Raw genomic sequence first — 23347 nt, forward strand, 5'->3', positions numbered from 1 at the left:
ACTTCCAATTCTTTTTTTCCATAAATCTTCCTTCGTAGAAAGCTCTTTTAAAATACTGATGTATGCCTCAAACATGCCAATGACTAAATGCTGTGGGAAAATCTCCTCTATTGCATCCCAGCTTAGCCATAGTTCACCTTTTTGCTCTGAAACTTGATGATCAAGCCAAACTTGAGGAGTTTGAGATAATCCATATACAATATCTCCTAAATAGCCACCCATTGTTGTTGCCCCATTATTTTTTTCAAGCCCTAATCCACTCGTAAAGACAAATGGCATCATTATGCCCATTTGACGATTCCACTTTTTAGCTATTGCACGCTCTACATATACACCACCCACATAAGGATGCTCTAAATCCTGCAATAGTTGCTTTTGAACATTTCTAGCACGTTCTAAAAAAGATTCTCCTTTTGACATATCAATAGACAAAAGATTAAGCGATGTAAAGTCACCTATAAGCTGTTCTACATCCGGTTCAAATAGCACACGATGGAAACGAGTAAGATTTATTGTAAATTTTGGTTGACTACTCCATCTTGCTAAAGTTTCAGCATAAGCAGCGATTAACAAGGATGCTGGAGACAAGTTCATTTTGGTAGCTAATTGCTTTAAGGCTAGCCATTGCTGTGAAGATAGTTTCTCTTCATATCTCGTAAACTTACAGTTAGATAAATCTCCTTTATAATCAAGTAGAGGTAAATCTGGTGCAGGGTACATATTATCAATACGTTGATTCCAATATTGCATATCCTGCTCATACATTTCTGTTTCCCGAATTTTTTCATAAGCCAATATATAATCTCTGAATGTAGTTTGAAGCACTTGTAGTTTTGCAGAAGAATCATCATATAGGCGCTTCCACTCTTTAAATAAATAGAACATACTAAAACCATCAAAAATAATATTGTCAAAACTAATATGTAGTCTTGTTTTATGTTCATTTATAGTCGACATTCGAATATCAAACAATGGCCACTCACTTGGATTAAATGTTTGATGCTCCATCTCACTTCGCACTAATGTAAGCTGTTCTTTTTGCTGTTCTGTTGAAAGATTTGTAAGATTGTACGATGCAATAGAATAGTACTCTACAAACTCTTGAACCTGTTGGTGTTGTCCATCATTTAAAATGACGGCCCTCATCATATCATGATGTTGTATGAGACGATTCCATATTTGTTCCACTCTTACATGATTTAGAGCTGGGCAATCCATTTCAAAATAGCAGTGAGTGGATACATCACCGTATGCATAAATACCACTACGACCTAGCCAATATGCTTGTTGAACTTCTGTTAATGGAAATGGCTCGAAACGATCCCGCTCATTAGGCACTATAGTTGGTAGCTTTTTCTCCGTTTCTTCGTTTGTCTTTTGTAGCACTAATTCCTCTAATAACAGTGCCATCTGTTGAAAAACAGGTTGATTGAAGATTACTTCTAAGCTAATTTTGACAGCAAATTGCTCTTTTATTTTTGCACTAAGCTGAGTAGCTAATAATGAATCCCCGCCTAGCTCAAAGTAATGATCACATATGCCAATTGCATCTACCCCTAATACTTCGGTCCATATTTCTGCTAACCTTATTTCGATTGGGGTTACTGGTGCAATAAATTCTTTTGTAGCTAAATTGACTTGCTCAATTTCAGGGATTGGTAATGCTGCTCGATTCACTTTGCCGTTGGCCGTAATAGGTAACTCCTCTAATGGAATAATTACATGAGGAATCATATAACTTGGTAATCGTTTTTCTAAATAATGTTTAAGTGGCTCTAGCTGGAATTCTGAAAATGATTGTCTTTCAACTTGAGCTACAAATAAATACTGAGTAAAGGCTGTATCAATAGACTGAAGCGTAATATTTGTAAAGCCCTCTTCTTTAAAAATAGAGAGCCAACGATCTTCCGATAGTAATGGAAGACATGTCTTTTCCCGTTCATCCTTATAATGTGTAAAACCATCTTCTAAAAATGCTGTACTGACTAATTGCAGAGGATTATTCTCCGTCATTTCTAAATTAACGAATAGCCCACCATGCTTTAATAACTTCTTTAAATCTTTAAGTGAATTTCTAATATGGACTGCTCTATGCAAAGAGTGCGACGCCACAATCAAATCATATTCACCATCTATAAAACCTTGAGAAATTGGACATTTATTTATATCAAGTACTTTAAAATGGATATTGGGCTGTAAACCTACTATGTTTGGAACACGATTTATAAAGTAGTTGGACTCATCTGTAGCAGTATAATGAATCTCATCTTTTGAAAAAGTCTCTGCTAGCATACGAAGTGTGTTCGTATGACGCACCCCAACCTCTAATATTTTGAGTGGTGCTTGGCGTTCTGTTCGATTACTTAAAACTGTTTGAATCAGAGTCGCTATTAAATCCTGCTGTTTTTTTCCATCAGACATGTTTTCAGTCAATTGTTCTAAAGGATGTATGTTATGATGAAGCAATAATTCTAAAGGCTCTAGTTCACCCGTTAAAAGTGCATAGCTTTTTTCAAAAAAGTCAGAAACAAACGCCCTTATATATGTTGTTTGCATTTTCTCTAAACTACTAAACTGTTCTTCACTATTAACGATTAAGCATTGTTTATTATGAATAGTAGATCCTTCACAAGAAACTAAATTGTTTTTTTCTAAAAAACTAAACCATTGATATATTAAACTTTGATATCTGCTGTTAATTTTTTCTCGCTCTATTATTTTTAAAATATTGTAACGAACATCTTTTTCTAGCGGAAATCCTAATTTGGAAATTATTTTACTAATCATTTCCATAGTAAGATATTCACAATAATTCTTTAACGATCGATAACGATTTTCATTCTCATTGTAAGTTTTAGTAAAATCCCCATTCTCTTTTAATTGAACAATATAAGACCAATCAATCATTGGTTTATTATATTTAATAGTTTGTGCTTGCTCTTTTTCAGAACTACTTACAATATAAGCGGCTAAATATTGGTTTTCCTCTCCTCTGACCGTGACAGCAGCATCCTCAACTATTTCATAACTTCTAATAGCGCTTTCGATTTCACCTAATTCAATACGGTGACCCCGTACCTTTACCTGTGAATCATTTCTTCCTAAAAACTCGATAAGGCCGTTGTTCCAAAATCGACCGATATCCCCTGTCTTATACCAACGAATACCTTTCTCTTCAATAAAGCGTTCAGTAGTTAATTGTGGCTCTCCTACGTATCCTTTGGCTACACCGGCACCTCCTATCCACAGCTCTCCTGCTTTCCAACTCGGACAGTCTTCCCCATTTGTATCAATAATTCTATAAAACTGATTTTTCAGGGTTCTTCCATAAGGGATTGAACGCCAACTTGCTGGTATTGGATGATTGACATCATAATAATTGGACCAAATTGCCGCTTCTGTCGCACCGCCCATTGCTACTAATAGCCCTTTCGGTGCTACTTTTAACAGTCTCTCAGGAATATCTAAACTAATCCAATCTCCTGACAACATCACAATACGTAAATTTTGACAAATCATTTTTACGCTCTCGGCTTCTATTAATAACATCTTCAATAAAGCAGGTACTGAATTCCATAATGTAATACGGTAATTACATATTAACTTTAACCAAATATCTGCGTTTCGAGCCGTATCGTCTGATATAAGGACAAGGCTACCACCAACACTTAAAAGACCAAATATATCATATATAGATAAATCAAAATCTAATGATGATAATGCTAGAATACGATCTTCTTTGCTAATATCATATTTTTTATTAATATCTGCAATTGTATTCCAAGCGGCCTTATGACTAATTTCTACACCTTTTGGTTCTCCCGTTGAACCTGATGTGAAAATAATATAAGCAGAACTGTTTACATCTACTTTAGGAAACTTCACATGACCAAATTGATGTATCTGTTCCATCATAATAACTTGTACTTGTTCAATATCTTGGTACTTTTCTTCGTAGGAGGACGTTGTTAGAATAAAAGAAACATTTGCCTTCTCAATAATTTTTTTATAACGTTCAATCGGCTGTGTCACATGTACAGGAACATAACAGCCTCCAATAGCTAGTACTCCTAAAACCGCTTGTATTTGCTCTAATCCTCTTGGCAATGAAATAGCTACTCGATCACCTTGTTTAAAACCATTATGTAACAGTGCCGCAGCAACCTTTTCCGCTTGTAATGACAGCGTCTCATAACTAACTTCTTTATGACTTATACCATCTATAAGCGCTATAACTTGTGGTTGTTGCTTTGCTTTTTCGAAGAAAGACGTGTGCAAGCCTTGAGCATGATCTTCTATTGTGGCATTATCAATTAATTGACGTCTTACTTCTTGTGCTTTTGTTTCGATAGCTGGCTGTTGAAGCCAATGCTGTTCATCTTCAATTAACCAATCAATAGTTTTGATAAACAGTTCAAACATGTCATCCAACAAACCTGAAGGGAATAATTCATCTAAACCATCCCAAATACATAACAAACCATCATCCATATCAAACATTTGGAAATCCAACCAAACTTGTGGCGTTTGTGAAATCATATAATGAATAGTACCAAATGCATCTTTAAACTCCTCATTTATAAGTGGTACGCCTAAATTACATGAAAAAACTATCGGAGCAAACACTTTTTCATCTGGGAAATACTTAGCCATATCCCGTTGAATTTTCACACCTGAATAAGCGGTATAGTTTAAATCTTGATGAAATTGCTGTTGTAAACTTTTCGTAAATGCTAAAAAATGTTGTCGATTTTCACTATCGACTTCCAATAATAGTAGCGTAGTAAAATCAGCTACAACTTGCTCTATCTCTTCAGACAAAGTATCTCGGTTAAACAATGGAATATTAATAATAAAACGAGATTCACTGCTCCATTTATTTAATGTATAGGCATAAGCTGCTAACAATACCATTGCAGGTGTGACGTTATGGTGTGAGGCAGTCAATTTAAGCTTACTCCAAGATTGTTCTTCTAAAAAATGCTCCCTTCTTGTAAATTTAGGGGTGTGTTGTATCAACTCAGCATTGTTTGATAACGGTAGTTTTGGACCTAATGGCAAAGTAGTTAACCTGTTTTTCCAATAAGCCTCTGCGTAGCTTTCTTCATTGGCAATTGCTAGTGCTTTATCATGTAGATATTTTGCAAAGTTCCAATTTTCAGGTGCCTTCGGTTTTTGCTGTCTAGAATAAGCTGCCGCTAAATCTCTTAAAATGATTTGGAAACTTTGAACATCAGCTACAAGTAAGTCTATATCAAAATGGAGACGAGTTTTACCATTTGGTAATAGAGATAGCTGTAAGCGAGCTACTTCCCCTTGATCAATTGCCAATAGCCGGTGTGAGGTATTAGCGCGAATAGTTTCCAGTTTTTTGCTAATCTCGACTTGTGAGCAAGTTGTAAAATCGTGGACATCAATAGTTGTAAAAGGTGATTCTTTTAAAATTTGCTGTTGACCATCTTCTGTATATTTGACACGGAGCATAGGATGATGCTGAATTATTAATGCCCATGCTGCTTTAAGCCGCTCTATATCAATATTCCGACCATCAATTTCCATATAACCATGACAGCCATTTCCACCTAAATATTGACCGCTTTGTCGTCCAACCCAATAAGCATACTGTACATCTGTTAATGGAAAAGGTTCATACATATTAGCTACTGTTTTATCTTGATTTTCTAATAATTCGTTATCATTATTAATTGTATATACATAATCTCTATTTATTAATTTATTCCAAGCACTTAAATACGGCTCGGATATTAATTCTTTAAAGGTAATTGTTACCCCAGCTTTTTTTAGTTTGCCAACTAATTTCATCACTTGTAAGGAGTTTAAGCCTAATTCTAATAAATTTTGATCCTCATGTATTTCTTTCTGTATACCGAGTAGATGATTGACTTCCAACGCTAGACTTTGGATATTATCTAGATCATTCTTTAATCTCAATACTTTGACGCCTCTCTTTCTATAGTAATCTGTTTTAATTTGTTCTTATCAACCTTCCCTACATTTATAAATGGTAACCGCTCTACATATATGATTTGATCTGGAAGTTTATATTGAGCAACCCCTAGTTGGATTAGAAAACTACATATCTCATCTCGTTCAATTCTTTGTCCATCCGTAACTAAAAATGCACAAATGCTCTCTCCTAACTCTTTATCTGGCAAACCGATAACAGCTACATCTTTTATAATTGGATGTGCTCGTAGAAAGCTTTCGATTTCAGAGGGTATAATATTTTCACCTGCACGATTAATTTGTTCTCTTACTCTACCAACAATTTGTATATTCCCCTCTGGTGTTATACGTGCTTTATCACCAGTACGTAAAAAATAATTTATTGTGAAAATATCAGCATTTAAAGCAGGTGCTTGATAGTAGCCCCCAAATGTATACGGTCCTTTTGCCACCAATTCCCCAAGCTCACCTTGAGGAACTTCTCTTCCTAGCTCATCTATAATCTTTATTTCATCACCTAAAGAAATTGCTCGCCCTTGACAGCTCGTAACAGTTTCTATAGGATCATTTAATGCTGTGAAGCAAGTTATTCCTTCCCCTAATCCATATCCTTGTTGTATTTTACATTGAAATTTATCCATAAAATGAATAGCTGTTTTTTGCTCTATGTGAGCAGCACCAATTAAAACAACCTCTAAACTCGACATATCCAATTCTTCATACCATTCAAAAGCTTCTAACCATAAGCTAGCTATTGTTGGTACAATTGAGGTATGTGTCACACGTTCCTTTTCTATTTCTTGAAATGCTTCATCAAAGCTAGAAGTTTGACATAATACCACTTTACCTCCTGTAAAAAGAGTGCCTAATATGCCTGGAGAGCATAACGGATAATCATGTGAAATAGATAGTACTGCCATGTATACAGTTTCAGGAGTCATCCCACATTTTTCAGCAGAGGCTAGTGCATTGTAAGCATACGCCTCATGGATTTTCGGAATAATTTTCGGAATACCTGTAGTGCCACCAGACAATAAATATAACGCAGTATCTCTATAATGTGGTAAATCACTAACCACTAATGAATAGCTACTTTCTTTAAGCTGATCTAATGTTACATGTGTAAAAGTTGCTGGCCACTGTACGGTAGATTTACCAACCGTCACAATATATCGAATACTTTTATGCAGAGGGATGATTTGTGCAGCCATGCACTCATACTGAATACCAAGATGAGCGTTGCAACATATATAAGCTATTGGCTGTACCATCTTTGCGATTGTATCAATTTCTATTTCTCTATGAGAAGGTAACATCAGAACAGGTTGCACACCTATTTTTAGTAGACTAAATAATACAGTAATAAACTCAATTGTATTTGGTAATTGTAATAAAACCCGATCACCCTGCCGCCAACCTAATGATAAAAAGCCTGTCGATAATTGCTCAATTTCTTGAAGCAATTCTTGATAAGTTAGGTGTCGATTTCCTTCCACAACTGCTATGTTTTGAGGAAATTGTTCAGTGATAATTTCTAGCTCCTCCATTAATGTTTTCTTTCTTAAAAAACCCAATTGCTCATATCGTTCAACCTCATGTAAATACCAATCCATTTGTGAAGACATGCTTTTCGCTCCCATCCTCTCATCTACAAAATACATTTGTTATACGCTACTTAATTGATGTTCCTTTCTCCACATTGCTGCATATTTGCCTTCTTTAGCAATGAGCTTTTCATGTGAACCTTCTTCTACGATTTGTCCTTCATTAACAACTAGGATTTTGTCTGCATTTTTTATAATGGAAAGCGTATGGGCAATCATCACAACCGTTTTTTTCTTTTTCAAAAGATTTTTAATCGCTTCTTTTACAGCCAGCTCATTCTCGATATCTAACGATGCTGTTGCTTCATCTAATAAAAGTATTGGGCTGTCCTTTAAAATAGCACGTGCAATGGATATACGTTGTCTTTCACCGCCCGATAGCTTATTACCATTTTCTCCAACAATTGCGTCATAGCCATACTCTAATTTCTCAATAAAATCATGGCAGTTTGCTTCTTTCGCAGCATTAATAATTTCTTGTTCTGTCGCTTCTGGCTTTGCATAGCGAATATTATTTAAAATCGTATCATTAAACAAAAATATATCTTGGTCGACTAGTGAAATTTTCTGCAATACTTTTTCAGAAGCAATCGATTGAATAACTTGCTGACCGATTAATATATCACCGCGTTCAGGCTCATAGTATTTTGTTAATAAATTTAAAATAGTTGATTTTCCCGAACCCGATGGTCCAACAATCGCCACAAACTGTGCAGAATCAATTTCAAAATTGACATTTCGTAGTATAGGTTCCCCTTGGTTATAAGCGAAATTCACATTTTGAAAAGCTATACTATACTGTTCAGGTTCAAAAGAAGTCTCATTTGATAACTCCTCCACCTCTTCTATGACACACTCAATTTGTCTTTTTGCAATCATTAAGTTTTTATAAGAGGTTAAATCAATAAAAAGTGTGCCAAATAATTTGCATGTAAATAAAGGGGAAATGCTAATTAGAAAGAAAGAAGACGCATCTAAATTCCCTTCCAGCCATTGATGTCCTGCTAAATAAAGAACAATCGGTAAACTTAGCCAACACAAAATACTAAACGTTGTACCAATTGGAATTACTTTAATCTCATATAAATAACTAACATCACTATAGTCCTTCATTGAGGAGGTTGTTGCTTTATTTTTAACACCACCCAAACCAAATGATCGCAACGTTTGAATACCATTTATATACTCAACTACAGCACTTGTATTACTTGTCATAATATTTTTCTTTTGATTTCCGTATTTTTTTACCATTAAAAAAGACAAGTAAAGAGTTGGTATTAACAATAAACCTGGACATAACAGAACTACTCCAGCAGGTATATAAATAGTCGAAATAAAGCCAATTAGCAGTAAAGTAAATGAAGAATTTTTTATAATATCTCCTATTTTATGAGTCAAAATATTTTCATAATTATTGACACTTGTTGTCGTTGCATTAATGTACTCTCCTGTTTGTGCCTTCGTAAAGGAGGAAAGCGGTATTTTTTTCATTTTATCGCCCAGTGTCAAGCGAAGAATTCTACTAATCTGGGCACCTCCGATTTGCCCTCTCGTATAACCAAACACGTAGATGATTAAACGAATAACAAAAACAGCGCCTAACAATGACAGAATTCGAGTTAACACGTTCATCGTTAGTTGCTCTGTTATCAAAGCATTAATCGTGTAATATAGTACGATAAAATTAAAACCAGCTAGCATACCCTCGATGACATTGAAAATAATAGAAAGATAAAAAGAAGCATTTTTTGTAAATGCATTTTTTTTGTCCATACTTAAGTCTCCTTCATAAATAGGCTTTCCCTTGAAAGACCCTTCTTTTTCTACAAGTACAACATCGTTAAAATTCATACGTAATTTCTCTAGCTTTACTATAATTCTGCCAAGTCTTTTTATATGAAGGGCTTTCTTCTAGCATTTCTTGATGCGTTCCACATGCTTGTAGTGTTTGATTTTCTACAATTGCCACTCGATCACAATGCTTAATAATACCAAGACGGTGTGCAATGATAATTACTGTTTTACCAACACAAAGTTCAGCAATGGCTTGATCAATCTCGGCCTGATTTTCTGGGTCTGCTGCGGATGTTGCTTCATCTAATATTAAAATCGGTGCATCTTTTAAAATGGCACGTGCAATAGCAATTCGCTGTTTTTCTCCACCAGAAAATCTAGTTCCAAAACTCCCTACCCTCGTATCGTAGCCATCAGGTAATGAAATAATAAAATCATCTATTTGTGCTTTTTTCGCCGCATTTCTTACCTCAACAAGTGTGGCATTAGAGCCCATGACAATGTTTTCAAACACTGTACCACTTGTTAAAAAGGTCTTTTGGAATACTGTTGTTATATTTTTCAATAATCCCTCATAATCAATATCCTTCACATTTTGATTACCAATCAAAACTTCTCCTTGCTGAACATCATTAAAGCGTGAAATCAACTGTACAATGGTGCTTTTCCCAGAACCTGAGTCACCTACAATAGCTATTTTTTCATTTTCAGCAATAGACAGATTCACATTCTTTAAATGTTCTTTTTGCCCATCATAAGAGTAATTGACATTTCTTAGTTCGATATTGTAATTCTTCGGAAATGCTTGCCCTTGCCCAAAAACAGGTGTTTCTAAAAAGGCTACGCATTTCTTTACAGCATTTAAAACCTGTGCAAAGTTTGAACCTAATTCCTGTAAAGGTCGTAATTCTGTTAAATACAATGAGCCTACAAATGCAAAAAGAATAAAGACACTTCCTGTTAAACTACCATTTAAAAACCACATTCCACCAATAGGTACCATAAGGAGTAAGCCACATTCTATAATAATGACAAAGCTCGCATATGGTGGACCCATCTTTAAAGACATTTCTTTCCAGATATTGAATTCATCATCTACTGCGTTTGTAAACTTTTTAAATGATGAACTACTCATGTTATATGCCTTAATTAAACGCATTCCTTGAATATATTCGATAATGATTGCATTTAGATTGGCTATGGAACGTGCTCCTCGATCCATTAATTGATTCGTCCCTCGAAACATTATTGCCATTACTGCCACTGCAACAATTAATGGAATAAACGAAATAAGCGCTAACGGTACGTTAACTGTACACAAATAGATGAAGACAGCAATTGGACCACTCAAGTAAAACACTAATTCTGGTAAATGGTGTGCTAAAAATAACTCTAGCTTTTCAATTTCTTCATTTAATAGTGTTTTAATTTCTCCTGTATTTCGTTCATTTAAAGAACCTAGTGAAACTTGCGCCATATGCTCTGTTACTTGACAACGCACTTTAAATAACGTTCGATAGGCACCCTTATGCGATAGAGTACCAGAAATAGCAAAGAGCCCAAATCGAACAATTATCGAAATAGCCAAAATCAATAAATTTTGAATTAACAAAGCTTCTGTTAAATTATTGTGATAGACTTGCTCAATTATTTGATAAATAATGAAATAAGGTACAATTGTCGAAAGACCACTAATTAAAGAACATAAAACAGACAAATATAAAAATTTTTTATCCTTTCCAGCCCAAGAAAGAAGCGTAAAGATTGGATTTTTATTTTGTTTTACAACTTTCCCCATTATCGTTCAGCCCTTTCCTTGCATCGTAATTTTGTATTGTACATTTCTCTGCACATTGCAGGTCAGTTACGTTAGATCCATTCCCTGCTATCTAGTGAAAGTTTCAATTGTATACTGATGATTTTCTTTATTTAACTTATAATCATCTTGCTTCTTTCCATCTCCGAAGCGAAGTATACGATGACAGCAGGATGCTATAAATTCTAGGTCATGTGTAATGACAAAAATAATTTTATTAGCCTCCGCTAAGTTCTGTAAAATACTAGAAACCTTTTGCATACTGTCAAAATCTAATCCACTTGTCGGTTCATCAAACACTATAATTTCTTTTTCACTTATTAAACTTGCAGCTACAGCAAGTCTCTGTTTTTGTCCTCCTGATAATGTATTCGGGTGTCGATTGACCAGCTCTAATAAATCCATTTCCTCCAATACTTTTCGTACTAAATTCGGATTGGGATTTTTCACCCCAAATACACATTCTTTTTCAACCGTTTCTGCGAATAACTGATAATTGACATCTTGCATTACCATATAGGAAAGCTGAGCCTGTTTTTTCAATGTTAGTTTTTGTTTATTAAAATAAATATTTCCAGATGATAGTTTATGTAGACCACATATCGCTCTAGCAAAGGTCGTTTTTCCTGCACCATTATGTCCCGTGATTGCAATTATTTCTCCGCTTTTTGCTGTGAATTGAATATTTTCTAATACCTTTCTTTTTTTGTGCGATATAGTGACATCCTTCACAACAAGCTCATGAACTTTTTGTTCAGCAGGCAGCAGTTTATGTTGAAATTTTACATTGTCTAAATAAAGTGTGCGGAGTCCTAATTGCCTCAGTTGAAGATCTGAAAGCTGTAAAAAATCCTTTTGTGAGTATGCTGATACAATTTGTCCCTTATTTAATACAATGGCTCTATCAATTAATTCTTTTAAATAGTAAAGTCTATGCTCCGATACAATAATTGTCTTACCTTGCATTTTTAGTAATGCAATCATGTCTTTTAAATCCTCAATAGCAGCCGCATCTAAATTAGAGGAAGGTTCATCTAATACAAAAATATCCGGTGCTACAGCATACACACTTGCAAAAGCAATCTTTTGCTTTTCTCCCCCTGATAAATGAAAAATATTGCGTCGACGAAGCCTTTCTAAACGAAGCTCAGACGTAATTTGCCGCATTCGTTCTTCCATCATTTCTTTTGAATATGCCATATTTTCCATTCCAAATACAATTTCACTATCAGTATCTACATTAAAGAATTGTGACCTCGGATTTTGGAAAACCGTTCCAACCTGTTCGCTTAATTCATACATTTTCCTATTTCCTACAGGTTGATTATTTAACAACACTTGCCCTTTAAGCATTCCAGAATAAAAATAAGGAATTAAACCATTAATTGCTCGGATAATAGTTGTTTTACCACAGCCGCTTTTACCACACAGTAAAATGCACTGTCCCTTTTTAACATGAATATTTATATTTTCTATACCTTCACTTTTCTCATCTGTATAATGAAATGAATATTGCTCGACTTTCAACATATGAACACTCCTCCGAACACAAAAAATGTAAATATAAATATTACAATACTATCACTGAATTGGAATGATACATGTTGAAAGCAAGAACGCTCTTTCGGGTTTTCAATCCCTCTCGTTATGCTAGCAGCAGATAATTCATCAGCAATTTTTGAGGCTGCCATCAATAAAGGAACGTAAATACATTCAACCGTTTGCACAGGATTTTTTAGAAAACCTATTATGGAGGGTGAGATGCCTCTTAACTTCATAGCATCCTTTATATATCGCCAATCCTCACCAATCATTGGAAAATAGCGCAACATTACAGCTAATGGAATAATTACCTTTTTGGAAATTTTTATTTTTCCTAAAGCCGTCATAAATTCATTTATTTTTGTTGTTCCAACTAACAATCCACCCATTACAACGCACGGGAATATTTTCCTAATAAACATTGTAAATGATACAAACATTAGCTCCCACGCACCTGACAAAAACATTTCACTTACTAAGTGAACTCCTAAAATTAACCCGTAACCAAGCATCATTTTCAATGAAAAAGAAAACATTCCCAATAGAAAGCAAAGACTAAATATTATGGCCATTAATATGAGTTCAAATTGAAAAGAAGGTGACAAAAAAACCGCTGCATTTACTAACAGTAGTAGATATATTTTCGTTCTTGGATCAAGTTTGACGGTGAAAACATGCATATGCATATTGTCCTGCAATTCTTCTCCCTTATTCATAATTTCACCGCCCTACCTATGCAAGCACTCCTGATTTTTCAAACTGTTTTCTCAATAATTTTTTTCCCAATAAACCGCTGATCAAAGCGCATAGCATTGTGCCAACAAACATTGTTGGTAACATCCAATTTTGGGCAGTTGTTAACATCGTATCCATATAAGCTTGTTCTGTTCCTTGACCTACCAAATACTCCTTATACGCTTGTTGATTAAACCACAACATTACGTAAGAACCCATTGGATGAAGTGCAAAAACAATATAGCTTAATATATTTATTGAAATATTTTTATACTTACCAATCGCTGCTATTAATTCACCAATTATAGCTACTCCTATACAAGCTAATGACCATAACCAGTACATCCCTGTAACAAATGTAATAATCGCTAACAATATTCCTAAAATAAGAATAGGACCAAATTTTGGTACTTTAGCAATCATTAATAAATAAATAGGTCCCGTTAATAGAGCTGCGCCAGCTGGCATTAAAAACGTTAATACAGGATTGGGAGCAAAAAAGGCTGATCCAATCATCATGAATATAAAGAACAGTGCTGAGAAAATACCGATTGTAATTAAATCTTTAATAGTTAGAGATTTTTGCTGCATTGTTTGAGAATACATATCTACATCCACCTTCCTTTTTGTAGTAATTATTACTATATTTTCTTATATTTTATTGATAATGATTATCATTATCTATTATAATAAATAGTAGTGCATAAAAAAATAACTACACTACGTTTACGTCCAATCAAGGAAGAGGAAAGTCTAATTGAGGAAAGGAGAAATCAGATGACATCTCATCATTTTAAACCTCTGTTATTAGAAAATGGTTTTTCAAAATTTGACCAAATGAGCAAATATAACTCAGTAGGTACTACATATACAATCGATCCAACTTTAGGTAAAGGTTATTATTGGATATACCATTTTGAGGAAATGTTTTCTATTCTCATTCATGATTTTTATTTTTTTGAGGATTATCAGTTAGAATTAACAATGCCTGAACTTTTAACCGTCACATACTATGAATCTATTTCAGGTGAGGAGCTTAACCCTTACCATCCATTAAAGCCAGGTTATATTAAAAGTTATTGGGGAAAAGGAGAAAAATATAGCGCTATTATTCATAAAAACATTCCAGTACAATCAATCGGTATTGAGTTTACCCCTATTTTTTGTGATCAATTCCTAGCACATAAATATGGTGAAAAATATGTGAATCCACGTCAAGCATTAACAACACTAAAAGCCACAGCTACTTTTCCAGAAATGGTAATCCTACTTCGACAAATAGCGGCTTATCGTGGTGCTGATCTGACCTCTGCACTTTTTTATGAAGGGAAAGTATATGAAGCATTAGCCCTTATAATGGAACGTGTACTTTTCAATGAAACTTGTCATTGCTCACAAATTTCTAAAGAAGATATTCACCAAATTGAACATGTAGCCACTCATATAGAAAAGTACTACGCCCTACAACTAACTTTAGATCATTTAACTAAAATTGCTTGCATGGGTGCTACAAAATTAAAAAAATTATTTAAAGAAGTGTATCATTGCACAATTACCGAGTATATTCAAAAACAACGTGTTCATCAGGCTGAGAAATTACTAGCTCATACAGAGCTCCCTATTAACGAAATTGCTCGAACAGTAGGCTATCAAAGTGCAGGTAGATTTTCAGAGTTATTTAAACGCTATGCCGATTTAACACCAAAGGAATATAGGCAGCAAATATTTAGAGGTTAAACATAAAAGGGGGTTACTGATCATCATAAAACTTGCTCTACTGTCCATTACAGATTCGTATTTCGATAAATACCATTCAAAACTTACAGCTTTCATTTCAAATGACAAACAGAATAAACTTCAGCGATTCCATTTCAAAGATGACTATAAGAGAGGTTTATTAGCTGACATACTAGCTAGATATTTAATTTCAACAAATTTTAATATAGCCCCATCAGCTATTGAATTTGACATTAATCCATATGGTAAACCATATGTAAAAAATCTACCTTACGCCTTTTTTAATATTTCACATTCAGGAAATTATGTTCTTTGTGGTATCAGTAATATGGAAATCGGCGTCGATATTGAAAAGCAAAAAATACTGGATCTCAACCTCGCTCAACATATTTTTGCTCCAGAGGAATATCAAGATTTAATAGTTTTATCTGACAGAAATCAATTAGATTATTTTTATAAACTATGGACATTGAAGGAAGCCTATATTAAATATTGTGGTGTAGGCTTGTCTTTGCCACTTCAATCCTTCTTTTTTAAAATTAATGGTGGTGGCATTCATTTATATTCTACAAACCAATTGGATTCTCTATATTTTTTAAGCACCCGTGTTGAACAGCAGTATTCTATAGCTTGCTGTTCCAATGAGCAAATTGAAGCGAATGCTATTGAACAAATTTCTTTACATACTATTGCAACTTTTTTTCAGCAATAAGATGAATGATTTATTTTTCATATAATAAAACAACCCTCAAACTTTATTCGTTTGAGGGTTGTTTTACTTTTCTTAGTCAAAAATAATTTTATTCACTGCATCACGGTCTAATTTTTTAATAACTTCCACCATTAATTTTACAGCATTATCATAATCATCACGATGTAAAATACCTGCATGTGAATGGATGTAACGTGTTGCAATGCCGATTGATAGTGCAGGTATACCATTTGCAGTTACGTGGATAGAACCAGCGTCTGTACCGCCACCAGCCATTGCTTCGAATTGATATGGAATATTGTGCTCATCAGCCACATCTAATACGAATTCACGTAAGCCACGGTGTGATACCATTGATGCATCGTAAACAACAATTGGTGGACCTGCGCCCATTTTACTAGTTGATTCTTTAGCAGTTCTGGTGTGTCTCCTGCTACACCTACACCGACAGCAAAGCCAATATCTGGTTGGATCTTATGCGTAGCAGTTTTCGCACCACGAAGCCCTACCTCCTCTTGGACATTCCCTACAAAATAAAGGATGTTAGGATGCTTTTCATTTTGCAATGCTTTCATAACATCAATGGCAATTGCACAACCAATGCGGTTATCTCATGCTTTTGCTAATAAGTATTTTTCGTTTTTCATCACATTGAATTCGAAATATGGTGTTACCATATCGCCAGGACGTACGCCCCATTCAAGCACTTCATCTTTTGAAGCTGCACCGACATCAATAAACATATCTTTAATGTCTACTACTTTGTTACGCACATCTACTGGTAAAATATGAGGAGGCTTTGAACCAATAACCCCAATAATTTCATCGCCTTTACGTGTTGTAATTGTGACACGTTGTGCAAGCATAACCTGGCCCCACCAGCCGCCTACAGTTTGGAACTTGATAAAGCCCTTGTCATCGATTTGAGTAACCATGAAGCCTACTTCATCTAAGTGGACTGCAACCATGATTTTTGGACCATTTTCATCGCCAACTTTTTTTAGCAATGACGCTACCTAAATTATCTGTCTCAACTAAGTCTGCATATGGACCAATGTATTTTTTCATGACCTCGCGTGGTGGCACGTTCATTACCTGCAATACCATTCGCATCTGTTAAATCTTGATGGACAATGTCTTCATATTGTTCATTTGTTTTCAGTAGCAAGTGACGACACTACAGCTTTTTTATATGACGGATTGTAATATTAAGTGCAACACCCAGAAGTCAATATAAAGGAAGCCCATAACGACCTCTTGTAGAATGTAGTTACCACACCAACATTCAAATGGAGGAATCATTATGAGCTATACCCATCTTACCATATCAGAACGTGTAAAAATAGAAACATACCTGGAACTTGATTATCCGATTCGTAAAATAGCGAAACTCTTAAATCGTCAACCTTCTACGATTTCCAGAGAAATAAAACGCCTTCACGCCGGTAGCACGGCTAACGAAGCGCAAGTACGTTATCACCAAAATAAATCCAACTGTGGTGCCAAGTCAAAATGTACGCCAGAAGTAAAAGAAGCTGTTCAAGAAAAGTTGCGGGATACTTGGTCGCCTGAACAAATTGTCGCCCGCTTGTATCAAGGACAGCTGAGTTTTAAAACCATCTATCGCTGGATTTTAGAAGTGCCTATAACCGTTCTCCGTCAAAAAGGAAAGCGCCAGAAGCCCCGCGAAACAAGAGGAAGATTTAACATTGGTACACCAATTTCTAAACGCCCAAAAGAAGTGCGTAAACGTGAAACCTTTGGACATTGGGAGTTAGATACAGTTGTATCTGGACGTGGGAAAGCAAAAGGTTGTGTAGCAACATTTATTGAGCGAATGACACGGTGGTATGTTGGTTTTTTGATACCGGATCGCTCAGCTCAATCAATGGAAAGAGCAGTACGTCTACTTCATACTAAATTACCAAAAGGCACTATAAAAACAGCCACAACAGACAGAGGTAAAGAATTTAGCTACTATAAAGTGTTAGAAAAAGACTTAAAAATTGATGTTTATTTTGCGGACGCCTATTCTTCTTGGTAACGTGGAAGTAACGAAAATGGAAATGGGTTACTTCGCGAGTTTTTCCCTAAGCAAACAAATTTCGATGAAGTATCACCAGAAGAACTAACAGAGGCATTAAACTATATCAACAACCGACCAAGAAAATGTCTTGGTTGGAAAACTGTAAACGAGGCTTTTAATGAGCAACTGTTGCACTTAATTTGACAAATCATCTCATTATAAACAAAAATACCCTATAAGATAACCTTTTTAAAAGTGTCTATCTTATAGGGTACATTTTATATTTCTGGTTTACCATTTTTTATATAGTTTAAAAAAGTCCTCTTGTATGATACATGAGTGTCAACGGCAATTGACTCATCATCACACAGGAGGACTCCATTTTTAAACTAGGGCATTTTTATCTCGTCTAGGCTAAGCATTACATCCTCAAGAGCGCTTCGTACCCCGAGTAAAAATGATGATTGTTTACTTTTGCTTCGGTCTCGTAAGCAGCTGTCAGACGTGATCGGGCTTTTCACCGCATTTCTGCTGGAATAAATGATTCGACAATGGCAGCTAAAGCTTGAATAGTATCGTAGCTATCACCTGGAAATTCTGCTTGGGCAAAGTCAACTTGAAATCCTTCACAAATTTTCAGACAGTCAATTCCGATTTCAAAATAGGACTCAATATCTGCAGAAAGCGAAAGAAGTTCACATGTGACGAAACCTTGAGCCCCCTCTTCATATAATGTATAAATCATCTCTTTTACATCTGGGCCAAGCCAGTCAACTTTACCATGACCACTTCGATATGTAATATGCCAGTTGTCTATTTGAGCAGCTTTTGAAATGGCTTCTGATAATTCGGAAAACTGACGTACGTATATTTCGTTACGTTCAGGATTAATTGGCTGACTATGCACAGTATATAAAACATGAGTCTGAGCTCGTTTTTCAGCAGGAATCCATTCGTAAGCACGTTGAATGCGATCTTTATAGACAGCCAGTAATTCAGAGTTTAAATGCCAACTTTTCGCATGAATGACAGTAACATCATGAGAAGCTAGTAACGCACTTACTTCATCATAAAACGCGCCAGCACCTGTCAAAGACATAATTGGATTCACAGGTAGCGTAATGAATGTTGTGATTCCGTCTTCAAGCATTGTATCAACAACCTCTGGAATGTAAGGTTCAGTATGCTTGTATGCGTTATATACTTTTACAGTTTGTGTTAAGCGGTGCTGTAAAGCATGTTCCAACCCTTTAGCGATACGGCTGGTATTTGCTGCTAATGGATCAACACCACCTAATTTTTTAAATTGTGCTGTAATTTTATCAATCATTTGGGGTGGTGGCGTTTTACCGTTCATAATATGTGAAAAATAGGGTGTAACATCGTCTAAAGATTTCGGTGCTCCATACGCGTAATAAATTATACCAATCATTTATATGCTCCTTTACTTCATTGTAATAAGTTGATTTTTAAGCTTTTTTTCGATTCCATCTTAATAAACTAAAAATATTGTTTAGTGTAGCGTTTATATTCGTGGATATAAACCTGTCTAAAATAGCTTTTACTTTAATTCAGGTGATGTTTGTTGCAGTTGTTCAATAGATTTTAGGATACTATTTCTATATAGAAACATCCTATGATCGTAGGAAACACATTATTTACAAGGAGGACTTGAGCACAATTTTACCGGGGTAAAGATTGGATTTCCACCTTGCATATAAATTTCAGCATCAATTTCAAAAATTGATTGGAACATTTCTTTACATAATACACGATGTGGTGAACCATCATAATGTATTTTCCCTTTCTTTAGTACAATCAGACGTTCGCTATTTTGTGCAGCTTGGTTAATATCATGTAACACCATTATAACGGTCATCTTGTATTTATGATTTAACTCTTTTACGAGCTCCATCACTTCTAATTGGTGTGCAATATCTAGATATGTTGTTGGTTCATCTAGTAGCAACACTTTGGGATGCTGTGCTACAGTCATTGCAATCCAAGCACGTTGGCGTTCTCCTCCAGACATCGAAGGCAATACCCGGTTTTGTAAGTGTTTCAACCCAGTTACGTCAATTGCCCAATCGACAATTTCTATATCCTCTTTTTTCAGGACTGTTTTCCCTCCGCTATGCGGATGACGCCCAAACTCTACTAACTCACGCACAGTTAAATCTAATTGATGACTATTCATTTGTGGGAGCATCGTTAGTGTTTTAGCCACTTCTTTAGACTTCATTTCATGAATGTTTCGCTCATCTAAATATACTGTACCACTATTCGGTTTTAAAAGACGTGATATCACACGTAATAAGGTTGATTTCCCCGAGCCATTCGGTCCTATTAAACTAACAACTTCTCCTTCATTAATTTTCAAGGTAATATCATCTAACTGGAAATTGGTAAACTCATGTTGATAATTAATGTGCTCAGTTCGTAGCAATGGAATTCCCCTTTCTATGAATTAAATAGAGGAAATATGGTCCTCCGATGAATGCTAATAAAATACCAACAGGAACCTCAATAGGATCAAATACGGTTCTCGCAATTGTATCAGCGAAAACAACAAGTAAGCCACCAGCCAATGCTGAAACTGGTAATAAATACTTATGATCTCCACCGATAATCAGTCGTAAAATATGCGGTACAACTAAACCAACAAAACCAATTAAACCAGCAACACTTACTGCAATCCCTGCTAATAACGTACTCAATACAATTAAAAAGAATCGACTTCGTTCAACATTGTGTCCTAAAAGACTTGCCATTTCATCTCCTAGACGCATTATACGAATATGCTTGATTGCAAAAATTGATAATATAATTGCTACAATGACATAGTAAATAATCATATCAAATTGCACCCAACCAATACCTGTTAAACCTCCAGACAACCATGGCAGTACAGATTGTACACGATCGCTATAAAGAATCATTAGTGCATTTGTTCCTGCACCGCAAAGTGCATTAATGGCTACCCCTACTAAAATAATTCGCATTGGGGATGTACCGCCTTTTTTCACCGATAATGAATATACAATCATTGCAGCTACAAAAGCACCTAAAAAAGCTGCAATAGGTAAATAGATAGTATAGCCAGGAAACACAACCATAACTGCTACAGCCATAATTCCAGCACCAGAAGTAATCCCAATAACCCCCGGATCAGCTAATGGATTTTGCATGACACCTTGTAAAATCGAACCTGCAATAGCCAAACAAACACCAACAATGATACCCGTTAATATACGGGGCATACGGATTTCCCATACGATTCGTCGTGCCATTGTATCTTCTGAACTAAAAATCCCACTAAACACTTCACTTACTGAAAACGAAACCTGCCCTATCATAAGGCTACTGACACTCACTATGACTAAGAGTATTGGTAATACAATTAGCGCCATTCTTCGTTTCTTAGCAAGAGGGTGTGCATATTTTTTCTCTTCTGCTATCATTGTTATTTCCCCACTATAAAAAATTATTTCACTGCTTCTTCAGCTGTCTTTAAAACGCCACGCATATAGTCAATGGCTTCTACGACTTGCGTGCCAGGATTGTCAAACAATTCTGCTGGTAAAATGATGATTTGATTATTTTTTACTGCATCAAGATTTTTCCATGCTGCATTTTCTTTCAATTGTTTTTCAAAACCTTCTTTTACTGTTGCTGGATTCGCGTGTGTAATTAACATGATGACTTTTGGGTTACGCTCAACAATTTTCTCTACACTTAAATTTGCGTAAGTTGGATATTTATCTGTCGCTGGTAAATCAGCTGCGATATTTTTACCACCTGCATTATTTAAAATATCTCCGTATAACGAATTATCAAGCGCAGCTAAATATGTACCTGGTGCTCCGTAAACTATTAGAGCATCTAACGTTGATTTTGTAGCACCTTCTGCAATTTTCTCATCAATTTGTGCAACTAATTTTTCTGCTGTTGCTGTGTTATTAAATAACGCACCATACTTTTTAATCGTTTTTTTAATATTATCTATTGAATTCATGTTTGAATAGACAATTTCCGTACCTGTTGCTTCTACCGTTGTAGCGAACTGCTGAAAGCTTGGAGGCACAATAAGTATTTCCGCATTCAATGCAGCAATTTGCTCAAATGATGGTTCATGTGGGTTACCTATCTCTTGAATAGCTTTTACTTCTTTCTCCATATCGGATGTAATCGTTGGGCGACCAGTAACGTTTGCACCTAACTCAAGCAAAATATCCATCATTCCTGGATTTAACGTTGCAACTGACCCCGGCGTTGCTTCAAACTCATGCTTATTTCCAAGGTCATCTATTAATGTTACCGTTCCCCCATTTTTAAGTGTTTGTTGTTCCATTTCTACTTGGTCTGCTGAAGTATTAACATCTGCTGTTTTGCTTTCCTCTCCACATGCTGCTAATGATAATGCTAAAGCACCTATTAATAAAAATTTTAACTTTTTCATTTTACTACCAACCTTTTCTTTTTATTAAAAATTATAATTGATAATCATTCTCATATGATTGTTTATGATTCTATTTTAAATAACAATGATTGTCAACAAACGGTTTTTTATTGTTTTTTTATATTTTTTTATTGCACAGCCAATTAATGTATGTTTTAATTGATAATGATAATCAATATCAATTAAAACATCATAAAGGGGTAATTATAAATGATTACAGTTACTAACCGTTTTTTAGTAAAAAAAGGCGTTGCTAATAAAATGGCACCATTATTTATATCTGATAAAACTTTATTGAACTGGGAAGGATTTAATAAAGTTGAAGTGAACGTTTGCTCAGAACCAGAAGATCACGATGAAATGAACGTTATGATGTTCTGGGATACAGTCGAGCAATTCAAAGCTTGGCGCGAATCTGATGACTTTAAAAATTTACACCGCCGTGAAGCAATCGGTAACAAAGAAAACAACGAATCGTCTCCAATAATAGGTAACCGAGTTGTTATTTCTGAAATTGCTGCTACTTTAGTAAAGTAATATCAGTATATGAATCTCTTAAAAGGCTGAAGATGTTCCAATGTCTAAATCAAATCTTTGAGATTAACATTACACATGTCAGTAAAAATACAAGAATCATAACTACACGTTCTCAGACGTTATTTATCGGGTTTACAGGCCTAATATCCTAACTCGATGCGTTTAAGAACGCTTTTAAAATTCTCTTATAAAACCCATCTACAATAGATATTATGAATCCTTCTTTAAAGACACAGTTTTAACTGAGCGTTACTTAAGTATTGATGGACTTAAGATTTCAAAATAAATTAAGCGTTTTTCAACTTTTGCAAGATATCTTATTGGTCAAATTTTGTGTTTAGAACGCTTCTCTTCACAGGTGCAAATAAAAAAATTATTTCTCACATGCATTTTCCATAAACTTAACCAAGAAAAGTAC

General features: G+C 35.1%; 13 protein-coding genes and 4 pseudogenes. 5 read left to right on the forward strand and 12 right to left on the reverse strand.

The genetic code is table 11. The features are described 5' to 3' along the window. Positions 1 to 42: 42 nt before the first annotated feature. The 7 genes and pseudogenes from ACIQLB_RS12885 to ACIQLB_RS12915 form a co-directional block, all read right to left on the reverse strand. Positions 43 to 5952 (reverse strand): annotated as a pseudogene (locus ACIQLB_RS12885) (amino acid adenylation domain-containing protein); the annotation flags it as partial. After that, positions 5949 to 7592, reverse strand: coding sequence for a (2,3-dihydroxybenzoyl)adenylate synthase (locus ACIQLB_RS12890; RefSeq protein WP_400726145.1), 1644 nt, complete (start codon positions 7590 to 7592; stop codon positions 5949 to 5951). The pseudogene ACIQLB_RS12885 and the gene ACIQLB_RS12890, both read right to left, overlap by 4 nt. A gap of 39 nt (positions 7593 to 7631) precedes the next feature. Continuing rightward, a complete protein-coding gene (locus tag ACIQLB_RS12895) occupies positions 7632 to 9344 on the reverse strand; it encodes an ABC transporter ATP-binding protein (protein WP_400726148.1) in 1713 nt (570 codons plus the stop codon). Between the two features lie 67 nt (positions 9345 to 9411). Beyond that, positions 9412 to 11163 (reverse strand): ABC transporter ATP-binding protein, encoded by a 1752-nt coding sequence (locus ACIQLB_RS12900; RefSeq protein ID WP_400726151.1) that lies wholly within the window; start codon positions 11161 to 11163, stop codon positions 9412 to 9414. Between the two features lie 87 nt (positions 11164 to 11250). Beyond that, complete coding sequence (locus ACIQLB_RS12905) at positions 11251 to 12711, reverse strand: ABC transporter ATP-binding protein (RefSeq protein WP_400726154.1); 1461 nt, start codon at positions 12709 to 12711, stop codon at positions 11251 to 11253. After that, complete coding sequence (locus ACIQLB_RS12910; RefSeq protein ID WP_400726156.1) at positions 12705 to 13439, reverse strand: energy-coupling factor transporter transmembrane component T; 735 nt, start codon at positions 13437 to 13439, stop codon at positions 12705 to 12707. The genes ACIQLB_RS12905 and ACIQLB_RS12910 overlap by 7 nt, the downstream gene beginning before the upstream one ends. A 16-nt stretch (positions 13440 to 13455) precedes the next feature. Next, complete coding sequence (locus tag ACIQLB_RS12915) at positions 13456 to 14064, reverse strand: MptD family putative ECF transporter S component (protein ID WP_400726158.1); 609 nt, start codon at positions 14062 to 14064, stop codon at positions 13456 to 13458. A gap of 171 nt (positions 14065 to 14235) precedes the next feature. On the opposite strand from ACIQLB_RS12915, the gene ACIQLB_RS12920 reads away from it, so the two are divergent. The 3 genes and pseudogenes from ACIQLB_RS12920 to ACIQLB_RS12930 all read left to right on the forward strand — a co-directional run bounded on the left by ACIQLB_RS12920 (position 14236) and on the right by ACIQLB_RS12930 (position 15907). After that, a complete protein-coding gene (locus ACIQLB_RS12920) occupies positions 14236 to 15195 on the forward strand; it encodes a helix-turn-helix transcriptional regulator (protein ID WP_400726161.1) in 960 nt (319 codons plus the stop codon). 46 nt (positions 15196 to 15241) lie between these two features. After that, positions 15242 to 15496: pseudogene (locus tag ACIQLB_RS12925) on the forward strand (4'-phosphopantetheinyl transferase family protein); the annotation flags it as partial. Positions 15497 to 15523: 27 nt separating this feature from the next. After that, complete coding sequence (locus ACIQLB_RS12930; protein ID WP_400726163.1) at positions 15524 to 15907, forward strand: 4'-phosphopantetheinyl transferase family protein; 384 nt, start codon at positions 15524 to 15526, stop codon at positions 15905 to 15907. Between the two features lie 72 nt (positions 15908 to 15979). Here ACIQLB_RS12930 and ACIQLB_RS12935 read toward each other — a convergent pair. Then, positions 15980 to 17042: pseudogene (locus ACIQLB_RS12935) on the reverse strand (M42 family metallopeptidase). A gap of 168 nt (positions 17043 to 17210) precedes the next feature. Between ACIQLB_RS12935 and ACIQLB_RS12940 the strand changes: the two are divergent. Next, positions 17211 to 18137, forward strand: a pseudogene (locus ACIQLB_RS12940) (IS30 family transposase). Between the two features lie 313 nt (positions 18138 to 18450). Here ACIQLB_RS12940 and ACIQLB_RS12945 read toward each other — a convergent pair. The 4 genes from ACIQLB_RS12945 to ACIQLB_RS12960 form a co-directional block, all read right to left on the reverse strand. After that, on the reverse strand, positions 18451 to 19365 hold the full coding sequence (locus ACIQLB_RS12945) for a ferrochelatase (protein ID WP_400726166.1): 915 nt from the start codon (positions 19363 to 19365) through the stop codon (positions 18451 to 18453). 222 nt (positions 19366 to 19587) lie between these two features. Continuing rightward, on the reverse strand, positions 19588 to 20379 hold the full coding sequence (locus tag ACIQLB_RS12950; RefSeq protein ID WP_400726169.1) for an ABC transporter ATP-binding protein: 792 nt from the start codon (positions 20377 to 20379) through the stop codon (positions 19588 to 19590). Further along, on the reverse strand, positions 20366 to 21394 hold the full coding sequence (locus ACIQLB_RS12955) for a FecCD family ABC transporter permease (protein ID WP_400726171.1): 1029 nt from the start codon (positions 21392 to 21394) through the stop codon (positions 20366 to 20368). Before ACIQLB_RS12955 ends, ACIQLB_RS12950 begins: the two co-directional genes overlap by 14 nt. Before the next feature lie 23 nt (positions 21395 to 21417). Next, positions 21418 to 22392, reverse strand: coding sequence for an ABC transporter substrate-binding protein (locus tag ACIQLB_RS12960; protein ID WP_400726173.1), 975 nt, complete (start codon positions 22390 to 22392; stop codon positions 21418 to 21420). Between the two features lie 210 nt (positions 22393 to 22602). On the opposite strand from ACIQLB_RS12960, the gene ACIQLB_RS12965 reads away from it, so the two are divergent. Further along, a complete protein-coding gene (locus tag ACIQLB_RS12965) occupies positions 22603 to 22929 on the forward strand; it encodes an antibiotic biosynthesis monooxygenase (RefSeq protein WP_400726176.1) in 327 nt (108 codons plus the stop codon). Positions 22930 to 23347 lie beyond the last annotated feature (418 nt).

Origin of the sequence: Lysinibacillus sp. NPDC092081 (genome assembly GCF_044755845.1) — a bacterium.
Classification (GTDB): domain Bacteria; phylum Bacillota; class Bacilli; order Bacillales_A; family Planococcaceae; genus Lysinibacillus.